At 56.1% G+C, this 12,127-nt stretch carries 11 protein-coding genes; 6 read left to right on the top strand and 5 right to left on the bottom strand.

Annotation, left to right across the window (positions count from 1 at the left end; translation table 11 throughout):
* Positions 1–9: 9 nt before the first annotated feature.
* Entirely contained in the window at positions 10–1,368 is a 1,359-nt protein-coding gene (gene gorA / locus ACIOU6_RS00690) for a glutathione-disulfide reductase (protein ID WP_401132971.1), read from the top strand.
* Here gorA and ACIOU6_RS00685 read toward each other — a convergent pair.
* Positions 1,365–2,381 carry a DNA-binding protein gene (locus ACIOU6_RS00685; protein ID WP_401132968.1) on the bottom strand — a complete coding sequence of 339 codons (1,017 nt, stop codon included), beginning with the start codon at positions 2,379–2,381 and terminating at the stop codon, positions 1,365–1,367. The two genes, gorA and ACIOU6_RS00685, sit on opposite strands and share 4 nt — an antisense overlap.
* 177 nt (positions 2,382–2,558) lie before the next feature.
* Between ACIOU6_RS00685 and ACIOU6_RS00680 the strand changes: the two genes are divergently transcribed.
* The 3 genes from ACIOU6_RS00680 to ahpF all read left to right on the top strand — a co-directional run bounded on the left by ACIOU6_RS00680 (position 2,559) and on the right by ahpF (position 5,886).
* Positions 2,559–3,497, top strand: a complete 939-nt coding sequence (locus ACIOU6_RS00680) for a site-specific integrase (RefSeq protein ID WP_221729754.1) — start codon at positions 2,559–2,561, stop codon at positions 3,495–3,497.
* A 138-nt stretch (positions 3,498–3,635) separates the two neighbouring features.
* Positions 3,636–4,199 carry an alkyl hydroperoxide reductase subunit C gene (gene ahpC / locus ACIOU6_RS00675; RefSeq protein ID WP_007958941.1) on the top strand — a complete coding sequence of 188 codons (564 nt, stop codon included), beginning with the start codon at positions 3,636–3,638 and terminating at the stop codon, positions 4,197–4,199.
* Between the two features lie 124 nt (positions 4,200–4,323).
* Positions 4,324–5,886 (top strand): alkyl hydroperoxide reductase subunit F, encoded by a 1,563-nt coding sequence (gene ahpF, locus ACIOU6_RS00670; protein WP_221729755.1) that lies wholly within the window; start codon positions 4,324–4,326, stop codon positions 5,884–5,886.
* Positions 5,887–6,021: 135 nt separating this feature from the next.
* Here ahpF and gloA read toward each other — a convergent pair whose 3' ends face one another.
* On the bottom strand, positions 6,022–6,543 hold the full coding sequence (gloA, locus tag ACIOU6_RS00665; RefSeq protein ID WP_221729756.1) for a lactoylglutathione lyase: 522 nt from the start codon (positions 6,541–6,543) through the stop codon (positions 6,022–6,024).
* Between the two features lie 140 nt (positions 6,544–6,683).
* Between gloA and ACIOU6_RS00660 the strand changes: the two genes are divergently transcribed.
* Entirely contained in the window at positions 6,684–7,202 is a 519-nt protein-coding gene (locus ACIOU6_RS00660) for a DUF4946 domain-containing protein (protein ID WP_401132963.1), read from the top strand.
* A 219-nt stretch (positions 7,203–7,421) separates the two neighbouring features.
* On the opposite strand, the gene ACIOU6_RS00655 is transcribed toward ACIOU6_RS00660, so the two are convergent.
* Positions 7,422–7,787, bottom strand: a complete 366-nt coding sequence (locus ACIOU6_RS00655) for a histone-like nucleoid-structuring protein, MvaT/MvaU family (RefSeq protein WP_221729758.1) — start codon at positions 7,785–7,787, stop codon at positions 7,422–7,424.
* A 235-nt stretch (positions 7,788–8,022) separates the two neighbouring features.
* Complete coding sequence (locus ACIOU6_RS00650) at positions 8,023–9,558, bottom strand: cyclic diguanylate phosphodiesterase (protein ID WP_221729759.1); 1,536 nt, start codon at positions 9,556–9,558, stop codon at positions 8,023–8,025.
* Between the two features lie 437 nt (positions 9,559–9,995).
* Here ACIOU6_RS00650 and hppD point away from each other — a divergent pair, with 437 nt between their 5' ends.
* Positions 9,996–11,072: a 4-hydroxyphenylpyruvate dioxygenase gene (hppD, locus tag ACIOU6_RS00645; RefSeq protein WP_123531147.1), complete on the top strand. Its 1,077-nt coding sequence runs from the start codon at positions 9,996–9,998 to the stop codon at positions 11,070–11,072.
* A gap of 65 nt (positions 11,073–11,137) precedes the next feature.
* Here hppD and rarD read toward each other — a convergent pair whose 3' ends face one another.
* Positions 11,138–12,019 carry an EamA family transporter RarD gene (rarD, locus tag ACIOU6_RS00640; protein WP_401132959.1) on the bottom strand — a complete coding sequence of 294 codons (882 nt, stop codon included), beginning with the start codon at positions 12,017–12,019 and terminating at the stop codon, positions 11,138–11,140.
* Between the last annotated feature and the right edge of the window lie 108 nt (positions 12,020–12,127).

The raw sequence follows: 12,127 nt of genomic DNA, 5'->3' as shown, positions 1-12,127 counted from the left end.
GAGATAGAAATGGCCTACGATTTTGACCTTTATGTGATTGGTGCCGGTTCCGGTGGTGTGCGGGCTGCGCGGTTTGCGGCCGGTTTTGGTGCAAAAGTGGCCGTGGCCGAGAGCCGTTATCTGGGCGGTACTTGTGTCAACGTCGGCTGCGTGCCGAAAAAACTGTTGGTGTACGGGGCGCATTTCGCCGAAGACTTCGAGCAGGCATCCGGTTTCGGCTGGAGTCTGGGTGAGGCCAGTTTCGATTGGGCAACGCTGATTGCCAACAAGGATCGCGAGATCAATCGCCTGAACGGCATTTATCGCAATTTACTGGTCAACAGCGGTGTGACCCTGCATGAAGCTCATGCCAGGATCGTTGGTCCGCATGAGGTTGAAGTCGATGGAAAGCGCTTTACTGCAAAAAATATCCTGATTGCCACGGGCGGCTGGCCGCACATCCCGCAGATTCCGGGGCACGAACATGCGATTGGCTCCAATGAGGCGTTTTTCCTCAAAGAGTTGCCTAAACGCGTATTGGTGGTGGGCGGCGGTTACATCGCGGTCGAGTTCGCTGGCATCTTCCATGGCCTGGGTGCAGGCACGACGCTGCTGTATCGCGGCGATCTGTTCTTGCGTGGCTTCGATGGCGCGGTTCGCAAGCATTTGCAGGAAGAGCTGACCAAGCGTGGGCTGGATCTGCAATTCAATGCCGATATCGCGAGCATCGAAAAACAGGCTGACGGCAGCTTGAAAGCCACCCTCAAGGATGGGCGCGTCCTTGAAGCGGACTGTATTTTCTACGCCACCGGTCGTCGTCCGATGCTGGACAAACTGGGGTTGGAAAACACCGACGTGCAGCTCAATGACAAAGGTTTCATCAAGGTCGATGAGCAGTACCAGACCACTGAGCCTTCGATTCTGGCGCTGGGCGACGTGATTGGTCGCGTGCAACTCACGCCCGTGGCATTGGCCGAAGGTATGGCAGTGGCGCGTCGCCTGTTCAAGCCGGAGCAATACCGTCCGGTGGATTACAAAATGATCCCGACGGCGGTGTTCAGTCTGCCGAACATCGGTACGGTCGGCTTGACCGAAGATGAGGCCCGAGAGGCGGGCCACGAAGTGGTGATTTACGAAAGCCGCTTCCGGCCAATGAAGCTGACTCTGACCGAGTGTCAGGAGAAAACGCTGATGAAGCTGGTGGTCGACGGCAAGACCGACAAAGTGCTCGGTTGCCATATGGTTGGCCCGGATGCCGGCGAAATCGTGCAGGGGCTGGCGATTGCGTTGAAGGCTGGCGCCACCAAGCGTGACTTCGACGACACGATCGGGGTTCACCCGACGGCCGCCGAAGAGTTTGTCACCATGCGTACACCGGTCGGCGCTTAAGCGTCTTTCGGTTTGGCCGAGTCTGGCGCTGCCGCAACGGTAGCCGCCAGGCGCAGGCTGTCTTCCAGGCTCGCCTGAGTCTTGGTCAACTCCTTTTCCAGTGATTGATTAAGCAACGTCTGTTCTTCGACGCTCTGCTTGAGTGTCTGACTTTCCAGTGATGCCACACGCAAGCGTTCCTGGAGGAGGGTGCGTTCGCTGTCGACCCGGGTGGCCTGCTCCAGCAATTGGTCCTGACGCTGATTGCTCTGTTTGAGCTGCTCCTGCATCAGGCTCAATTCGCGCTGGGTGCCACGGTTCTCGGTGAGCAGGCGCTCGTTGTCGCGGTGTAGCTGAGTAATTTCGTCCTGTCGAACCAGCGCGCTTTGCTGTGCTTGGCGCAGCTCTGCCTGTAACTGCTGCACCTGGCCTTCGTGGCGGCTCTGTTCCTGCTCACGCTGTTCTTTGGTGGCGTTGCGGTAATGCTCCAGCGCGTCGCGGGCATGCAGGTGTTTTTCTTCCAGCGAGCGAATCTGCTCGTCCTTGTCCTGCAAGCGCAATTCAAAATCGGCCAATGCCTGATTCAGACCGGCATTGCGGGTTTGCTCGGTTTGCAGCATCGAGCGGGTGTTGCCCAGCGCTTCCGATTCGCGCTCCAGTGCGGCGCCTTGAATCTCGTGCTGATGCTCCAGTTGCTCTAGAGCATGGCGAGTCTGTTTCAGTTCGGATTCGAGTGCCTCGCGTTGCTCCTCAAACTGCTCACGAGCCTGTTCGATAGGTTCTTGCGCCTGCTCTTTAAGGCGCTGAGCAAGGCGTGAAACCAGTGCTGTGAGCTCGTCATCAATTGGTTCAGCCGATGCTTCGATCGGCTGGGCGCCGTCATCCAGTTCCTTCAAATAGCGATGGATCGTGGTTTTCGAACCGGTGTTACCCATTTCAATGCGTACGGCATCGATGCTCGGGTGTTCGCCTCGGGCCAGGATCGCTGTTCGTGCGATCTGAACCAGCGCTTTGGTAATGCCGCCACGGGCCATGTTAGCTCCTACGGTTATGTACTGTGGTACATGCCACTAAAGTACGCAGTGTACCATGTCAAAAATAAAGATAAATCTCTGGTATTTAAGACGCGGGATATTCTGGTATTACCCAGTGTCAGGTGATTAAATCCGCTCTTTGATCTCCGAATCAGTACGCCAGCGAGAAAACAGCCCATGAGCGATCTGGATCGCTATCTTCAAGCCGCTACCCGTGACAACACCCGCCGCAGTTATCGTGCGGCTATCGAGCATTTCGAAGTGAGCTGGGGCGGATTTCTGCCGGCCACGGCCGACAACGTTGCGCGGTATCTGGTCGAGCATGCAGGCGTGCTGTCGATCAATACGCTCAAGCTGCGGTTGTCGGCGTTGGCGCAGTGGCATAACAGCCAAGGTTTTGCCGACCCGACCAAAGCACCGGTAGTGCGTAAGGTGTTCAAGGGTATCCGCGCTTTGCACCCGGCCCAGGAGAAGCAAGCCGAACCTCTGCAGTTAAGGGATCTGGAGCGAGTCGTTGATTGGCTGGAGCAGGAGGCTAAAGCCGCGAAGGAAAAACAGGATCGACCGCAGTTGCTCAAGGCATACCGCGATCGCGCGTTGATTCTGCTTGGCTTCTGGCGTGGTTTTCGCAGTGATGAATTGTGCCGCTTGCAGATTGAACATGTGCAGGCGCAGGCCGGCAGCGGCATTACGCTGTATCTGCCGCGCAGCAAGAGTGATCGGGAAAACCTCGGGCAAACGTATCAAACCCCGGCACTTTTGAAGTTGTGCCCGGTTCAGGCTTACATCGATTGGCTCAACGAAGCCGCTCTGGTGCGCGGTCCGGTTTTCCGTGGCATCGACCGTTGGGGCAATCTGTGCGAGGAGGGCTTGCACGCCAACAGTGTGATACCGCTGTTGCGTCAGGCGCTTGAGCGCGCCGGGATCGCTGCCGAGGGTTACACCAGTCACTCGCTGCGTCGCGGTTTTGCGACCTGGGCTCACCAAAGTGGCTGGGATCTGAAGTCTTTGATGAGTTACGTCGGCTGGAAGGACATGAAGTCAGCCATGCGCTATGTTGAAGCCAGCCCCTTTCAAGGGATGGCCCGGATTACGGATAAGCCGCTGTCGCCCTAGATATCGTTTTCTTCTATTAATACAGTCCGCTAATAGCGAAAACAAATCAGCAGCATCAGGTTTGCCAATGAGCCATCCGTCGAGTGAGTGGGTAGGATTCACCCCATCAACTTCATAACCCCTGACGGAGAGTCATCAATGCCTATCATCAACAGCCAAGTAAAACCGTTCAAAGCTACCGCGTTCAAAAACGGCGACTTCGTTCAAGTCTCGGACGCTGATCTGAAAGGCAAGTGGTCGGTCGTATTCTTCTACCCGGCCGACTTCACCTTCGTTTGCCCAACCGAGCTGGAAGACCTGGCTGACAACTACGCTGCCTTCCAGAAACTGGGCGTAGAGATCTACAGCGTTTCCACCGATACCCACTTTGCTCACGCGGCTTGGCACAACACCTCGCCAGCCATCGGCAAAATCCAATACACCATGATCGGCGACCCGACCCAGGTTATCTCCCGCAACTTCGACGTGTTGATCGAAGAAGCTGGCCTGGCTGACCGTGGCACCTTCGTGATCAATCCAGAAGGCCAGATCAAAATCGTTGAACTGAACGATGGCGGCGTTGGCCGTGACGCTTCCGAACTGCTGCGCAAAATCAAAGCCGCTCAGTACGTTGCAGCTCACCCAGGCGAAGTTTGCCCTGCCAAATGGAAAGAAGGCGAGGCCACTCTGGCTCCGTCCCTGGACCTGGTCGGCAAGATCTAAGTCTGTGACACGCAACTCAGGGCGGGACTCCGCACCTACTTAAGTAAGCTGCACCGCCCAATAGAAAAGCCCGGGCGAGTTTCGCTCGGGCTTTTTTTCGCCTCAAATAAAGGAAATCGCCCGTATGTTGGACGCCAATCTTAAAGCCCAGTTGAAATCGTACCTGGAACGGGTCACCCAACCGATCGAGATCGTTGCTTCTCTCGACGACGGTGCGAAATCCCGTGAAATGCTTGAACTGCTCAAAGACGTTGCCAGTCTTTCGAGCCAAATTACCCTGATCGACAGCGGTGATGACGCACGCAAACCGTCTTTCTCGATCAACCGCCCGGGTGCCGACATCAGTCTGCGTTTCGCTGGCATCCCGATGGGCCACGAATTCACCTCGCTGGTGCTGGCCTTGCTGCAAGTCGGCGGCCACCCTTCGAAAGCCAGTGTTGAAGTGATCGAGCAGATCCGTTCGCTCAAAGGCGAGTTCAGCTTCGAGACTTACTTCTCGCTGTCCTGCCAGAACTGCCCGGACGTGGTCCAGGCACTGAACTTGATGGCCGTGCTCAACCCTGACATTCGCCACGTCGCCATCGACGGCGCGCTGTTCCAGGAAGAAGTCAACGATCGCAAGATCATGGCGGTGCCGAGCATCTACCTCAACGGTGAGAATTTCGGTCAGGGCCGCATGGGGCTGGAAGAAATTCTCGCCAAACTCGACACTGGCGCCATCGAGCGTCAGGCCGAGAAAATCAGCGCCAAAGAAACCTTTGATGTGCTGGTGGTCGGCGGTGGCCCGGCCGGCGCTTCGGCTGCTATCTATGCTGCGCGTAAAGGCATTCGTACTGGCGTTGCCGCCGAGCGTTTCGGCGGTCAGGTGCTGGACACCATGGCTATCGAGAACTTCATTTCCGTACAGGAGACTGAAGGCCCGAAACTGGCTACGGCCCTGGAAGAGCACGTTAAACAGTACGACGTCGACATCATGAACCTACAACGCGCCGACAAGTTGATTGCGGGCAAAAACGGCGAGCTGCATGAAGTCCGTTTCGCCAGCGGCGCGACTCTCAAAGCCAAGAGTGTGATCCTGGCGACCGGCGCGCGGTGGCGTGAAATGAACGTGCCGGGCGAGCAGCAATACAGAAACAAAGGCGTGGCGTACTGCCCGCACTGCGATGGCCCGCTGTTCAAAGGCAAGCGCGTAGCGGTAATTGGTGGCGGTAACTCCGGTGTTGAGGCAGCCATCGATCTGGCCGGTATTGTGTCTCATGTGACGCTGCTGGAGTTCGACGTACAACTGCGTGCTGACGCTGTGTTGCAGCGCAAACTTCACAGTCTGTCGAACGTGACCGTCATTACCAGTGCGCAAACTACTGAAGTGACAGGCGATGGACAGAAGGTCAATGGCTTGCGTTACAAGGATCGTCAGACTGACGAGTTGCGTACTGTCGAGCTGGAAGGGATCTTTGTACAAATCGGTCTGTTGCCCAACACCGACTGGCTCAAAGGCACCATCGAGTTGTCGCCGCGTGGCGAGATCATTGTCGATAACCGTGGGGAAACGTCGATTCCCGGCATCTTCGCTGCGGGTGATGTGACCACTGTGCCGTACAAGCAGATCGTGATCGCGGTGGGCGAGGGCGCCAAGGCTTCGCTGAGTGCTTTCGATCACTTGATCCGCACTTCGGCTCCGGCGTAAACGCCCGGCCTGAAAACACCAAACCAGTGTCGGAGCGGCTTGCTCGCGAAAGCGTCTGTACAGTCAGCATCATTGCTGAATGACACACCGCATTCGCGAGCAAGCCCGTTCTCAAAGGTGTTTGGGGCTATTGAGTTACATAGGCGCTGGCTGAATGATCTCGACCCAGTAGCCGTCCGGATCCTTGATGAACGCCAGACTTTTCATGCGGCCATCGCTCAGGCGCTTCTGGAAGTCGCAGCCCAGCTCTTCGAAGCGTGCGCAGGCAGCAACGATGTCTGGCACCGAGATGCAGATGTGACCAAAGCCACGCGGATCAGTGTTGCCATTGTGGTAAGCAAAGTCAGCGTCGTTTTCGGTGCCGTGGTTGTGCGTCAGTTCCAGAATGCCCGGGATCGACTTCATCCATTCGGTGCGGGCGGCGGCATCGGCCGGGATCTGCGCCTTGTCGACCAGTGCGAGGAAATACAGGCTGAACTCGGCGTCCGGGAAGTCACGTTTTTCAACCAGCGAAAAACCCAGCACGCGGGTGTAGAAGTCCAGCGAGCGGGTAATGTCTTTTACACGCAGCATGGTGTGGTTGAAGACGAAGTTGCGGGTTGCGCTGTCTGGCGTGGCGGTGACGCCGGGGAAGGTGTTCAGTTCGTTGAGGCTCATGGGCCCTCCAATAACGATGGGGCGAGTGTATGGGCGCAATGATACGCATGCCTGTCAGCATCGCCAAATGAAAGGGCAGGCTTGCCCTCCGTGCAGGCGGGGCTCAGACTTTGCCGTTCAATCTGCGAGTGTGTCCGGCAATGATCCGACTGTTCAAATCCCTGTTTGTTTACTTTGTCTTTTCGCTAATCGCCATGAGCGTTTTCGCTGGCGAGCCCGATATCACTTGGCCCGCAGGCTGGGAGGTCGAAGCGCTGACTGATGTGGCACCACAGGTTTCCCGTCAGCGGGCGGTCAAGAACGATGCCGATGGCAATCAGGTGATGGTGATGGAACTCACGATGACTCGGGTCGAATCGGGTCATCAGGTTAACTTGCAGGGTGTGTTGCTGGAAATGCGCAAGTCGATACAAAAAGACTTTTTCCAAGGGGGGTATCAGAGTGTCTGCAATAAGGTGCATACGACGATGCTTGGTGCTTTGTCTGCGCTGGAGACGACTTGCACAGTGACCGAAAACGGCCGGCATGTGTTATCGCAAACGCTGGTGGCGGCGGTCGACGCGGATAAGGCTTATGTACTTTCCTATGCCGGCCAGGCGCAGGTTTATAAAGCAAGCGCGGATGAGATCGTGGCGGTGAGAAATAGCCTGAAACTTTAAGTTCTTGTACTTTTCAAGGCTTGGTTAGATACCCGAAGGGATTAAGCATAAAGTTTAATGATGGCCATTTTCGCAACATTGCGCGGCAAAATGTTTAGGTCCCTTGGCTCGGGGAGGTTATAGAAAGCTCGCAACTTGCACGATGAAATTCATTTCATTTGTTAGATATTGTCAATAAAAAAGCCCCGCATGAGGCAGGGCTTGTTTGTTGGCGAGGGATTAACCGCGCAACCAGGAATCAACGGTGGCTGCACCGTATTGTTCCTTCCAGGCTTTAAGGCCGCGGTGGTTGCCGCCCTTGGTCTCGATCAGTTCGCCGGTGTGCGGATTCTGATAGACCTTGACCACGCGAGCGCGGCGGGTTTTAGGGGCTGCAGTAGTTTGCAGACCGGATTTTGCCGGATTCGGATCGAGAATGGCGATGATGTCTCTCAGGCCTTTGCCGTAGGTTTTCATCAGCCCTTGGAGCTTTTCTTCGAATTCGATTTCTTTCTTGAGCCCGGCATCGTTCTTCAGCGATTCCAGCTGCTTGAGCTGTTCCTGAAGGGCCTTTTCAGCTGCACGAAATTCAGCGAGTCTGGACAATATCTTTACTCCAATAGTGTGTTTGGCTGATACCAACCGCAAACAAAGCTAAAAGCCAAGAGCCTTGTAGCGACTCGGTGATAATTGGCTCACCTGCCAATCTTGCACAGGCAAGAAAAATTGTAGTTGTTAATGCCTCAGGAGTAAATCCTGACGTTGTACTTATGTAACAACAGTGGTCTTTTGTATCAATTTGGTGCGCCTTGTCGGCGCGTCACGCTTAATCTCTGGCTAGTTAATGGTGACTTAATGCACTAATGAAGTCTGCCGCCGGCATGGGTTTGCCATAGAGATAGCCCTGCAGGAAGTTGACGTTGTGCGCAGTCAGGTAGTCGGCCTGCGCCTGAGTTTCGACACCTTCGGCAACAATGCCCAGATCCAGCTTGGCCGAGAGTTCGATGATGGTATCGAGAATATGCCGTGAGAGCGCATCGACGCCGATCATGGCGACGAAGCTCTGATCGATCTTGAGGAAATCCACATTGAATTTGCGCAAATAACCCAGACTTGAATGACCGGTGCCGAAATCGTCGATGGCGATCATCACGCCCATGGCGTTCAGTTGTTCAAACAGTTGTCGTGTTGTCTCGGTGGGCTCGATCAGCTCGCGTTCTGTCAACTCCAGCACCAGGTTGATGCTCCCGGGTGCGAAGGCGGTGAGAAATTCGCGGCAGTCTTCCACCAGTTCCAGATCCTGACAATGGCTTGCCGTGATGTTGATACCGATATGAAACGGTGTGGTGAAGGTCGATGACGGTGGTCCGAGCAACGCCGCTGTCTGTCGCATCAAGGCGCGGGTCATTGGCACGATCAAGCCCGAGTGTTCGGCGAACGGGATAAACAGGTCTGGACGCACCAGGCCTTCTTTTGGATGGTTCCAGCGCATCAACACCTCGGCGCCCGACCACTTTTTGCTCTCGCCATGAACCACTGGCTGGAAGTAGGCAATGAACTCGCCGGCATCCAAGGCCCGGAGCATTTCGTGGCTCGGCGAGGTGGCGCGTTTTTGCAGGACATGGCTGATCGCGCCCGAGACCACGCCAAAGAACATCAGCAGGCTGAACAGCGGCGGGTATTCGTGGGTCATGTAGCGCCAGACTTCACCTTCGGGATAGCCCGCCGACACACTGAATGCGTAGCGCGAAGAGTCGAGCTTGCTCTGCGCTACCGGCAGCACGGGGAGGGCGCCGTTGTGTACCTCGCCATTGGCGGACAGCCAGCTATCGCCCACTTGCAGTAACAGCAACCTCTGCCGGCCAATCAACCGCAGCACGTTGCTCAGGTGATAGCCGTCCAGTGTCGTCAATGCACTGCCACGACCTTCGCTGAGTCGATACACCAGCAGCGCAGTATTCGGTGTCACCGGGTTGCCGTTCATCAACCACAACTTGCCTTGTGTGTAATCGCCAGCATTGACGGCTTCCTCATAGTCGCCGAACAACGAACTGCAATAGAGGTTGTGGTCCCAGACAAGATTGGTCGAGCGCACGAAGGGGCGGCGGGTGACTTGCTCGCGCAGGGCCAGTTTGACGTCTTCACAGCGCTGGCCGGCCAGCGGCAATAACTCGCGGGCCGCCTGAGCAGTGTTGTCGAGCATCAGTTCAAACTGCCGCAATGCCTCTTCGGCGGTCTGCTGTGAGCCCTGCTGGAGGGTACGTTCGGCCTGCAGGTAAAGAATCACGCTGCCCAGCAACACGGGAAGCAGGCCGCAGAGCAATGTCACGGCAATACGGGTGCTACGTTTGCGGCGAGATCTGACGGTTAACGGCATGGGCGCATCCTGTGGCTAAAAAATGGGGCTCTCGAATGCAGACCGGGCATCGGTGCAACGCTTGCAAACAGTTTGTTCAGGGGGATGATAGATGGCGGATAACGCTTGTGCAGCCAGCCCGGTAAAGCCAGTGCTGTTCTGTGCGCCGCAACAGACCTCTTGCATCGCCCGCAGAAAAGCGGATTTTATAGAGAGGGCAGACAACCCGATTTACGCTGTGTAGAATCGGTTTACGCATACAATAATAATCGTCTTCTGGCAGCAGAAGCCTCGCCCGCAAGAGCCTTGGGTCGACAATGAAGATATTCGGGTTTCAACTGATCTACGGTGACTTCCTCGCCCGCAGCGTGCGTGGCATCTCCTGCGCCCCGCCCACCGTTCTCAGCATTACTGACAAATAACTCTGGTTAATTTGATAAGAATGATGAGGCGTCACCATGGCAGATTTATACGAAAACCCAATGGGCCTGATGGGCTTTGAATTCATCGAGCTCGCTTCGCCTGTACCTGGCACCCTGGAGCCGATCTTCGAGATCATGGGCTTCACCAAAGTCGCGACCCACCGCTCCAAGAACGTACACCTGTATCGTCAGGGCGCGATCAATCTGATTCTCAATAACGAACCGAACAGCGTTGCGTCGTACTTCGCGGCCGAGCACGGCCCGTCGGTGTGCGGCATGGCATTCCGGGTCAAGGATTCGCAAAAAGCCTACAACCGCGCACTGGAACTCGGCGCTCAGCCGATCCACATCGAAACAGGTCCGATGGAGCTGAACCTTCCGGCGATCAAAGGCATTGGCGGCGCGCCGCTGTACCTGATCGACCGTTTCGGCGAAGGCAGCTCGATCTACGACATCGATTTTGTGTTTATCGAAGGCGTTGATCGCAACCCGGTCGGTGCCGGCCTGAAGATCATCGACCACCTGACCCACAACGTGTATCGCGGTCGCATGGCCTACTGGGCGAACTTCTACGAGAAGCTGTTCAACTTCCGCGAGATCCGCTACTTCGACATCAAGGGCGAATACACCGGCCTGACCTCCAAAGCCATGACCGCGCCGGACGGCATGATTCGCATCCCGCTGAACGAAGAATCGTCCAAGGGCGCCGGGCAGATTGAAGAGTTCCTGATGCAGTTCAACGGCGAGGGCATCCAGCACGTCGCGTTCCTCTCCGACGACCTGATCAAGACCTGGGATCACCTGAAAAAAATCGGCATGCGCTTCATGACCGCGCCGCCGGAAACGTACTACGAGATGCTCGAAGGCCGTCTGCCGAACCACGGCGAACCGGTTGATCAATTGCAGTCGCGTGGCATTCTGCTCGACGGTTCGTCGGAGCAGGGCGACAAGCGCTTGCTGCTGCAGATCTTCTCGGAAACCCTGATGGGCCCGGTGTTCTTCGAATTCATCCAGCGTAAAGGCGACGATGGTTTCGGCGAGGGTAACTTCAAGGCGCTGTTCGAATCGATCGAGCGTGATCAGGTGCGTCGTGGTGTGCTCGCCACTGAGTAATACGCAACTGAAATGAAAAATCCCGGCCTGCAGTGATGCAGGGCCGGGATTTTTTTGTGCTGGATTTAAGATCTGCGTTGGCGCATCAGGTGTTTAAAACCTTCGAAGATCAACACCAGTACAGCCAGCCAGATCGGAATGTAAGTCAGCCACTCACCCGACTTGATGCTCTCACCGAGCAACAGCGCCACACCGAGCAGCAACACCGGCTCCACATAACTCAACAACCCAAACAGACTGAACGGCAATAAACGGCTGGCAATGATGTACACCACCAATGCCGAAGCACTGATCAGGCCCAGCAACGGAATCAGCCACAGCAGCCCCGGGTATTGATCGAACACAGCAAAACCCTGCTCGCCGCCGTGCACAAACCAGTAGGCAACCGGCAGCATCAGGCTCATGTCGACCCACAGCCCGCCCAGGTTGTCGGTGTTCAGGTATTTGCGTAGCACGAAGTACAGCGGATAACCGACCACGACCACCAGTGTTGCCCAGGAAAAACCGCCTACCTGATACAGCTCGTTCAATACGCCCAGACTTGCGAAGAATACCGCCACTTTTTGCAGGTACGACAGGCTTTCGCCGTAGGCAATCCGCCCGGTCAGTACCATCGCCAGTGGCAGCAGGAAGTAACCCAGTGACACATCAAGACTGTAGCCGTTGAGCGGCGCCCACATGAACAGCCATAACTGCACGCCGAGCAGGGCGGCCGAGACGAACAGCCCGGCGATCAGTTTCGGCTTGGATGCCATCAGGCGAACCAACTCCAGCCCCCGACGCCATTCGCCGGACACCAGCATGAACACGGTCATGCACGGCACGGTCAGCAGCATTCGCCAGCCAAAAATCTCCACGCCACTCAACGGGGTGAGCAGCGAAGTGTAGTAATACATGACGGCAAACAGCACCGAGGCTGAAACCGATAAAGCGATACCTTTAGACAAACTGTCCTCGCGGGTGGGTGATCAAACGGGGCGCGAAGGATACGTGGTTTTTGTGCTGAATATTGATCGGGCGCTCATTATTTCCCACACATTACAAAACCTGTGGGA

Origin of the sequence: Pseudomonas sp. NPDC087615 (assembly GCF_044743445.1) — a bacterium.
In the GTDB taxonomy this organism is placed as follows: domain Bacteria; phylum Pseudomonadota; class Gammaproteobacteria; order Pseudomonadales; family Pseudomonadaceae; genus Aquipseudomonas; species Aquipseudomonas baetica_A.
Note: the sequence above shows the minus strand (reverse complement) of the source record. Positions and strands in the feature narration are given on the sequence as shown.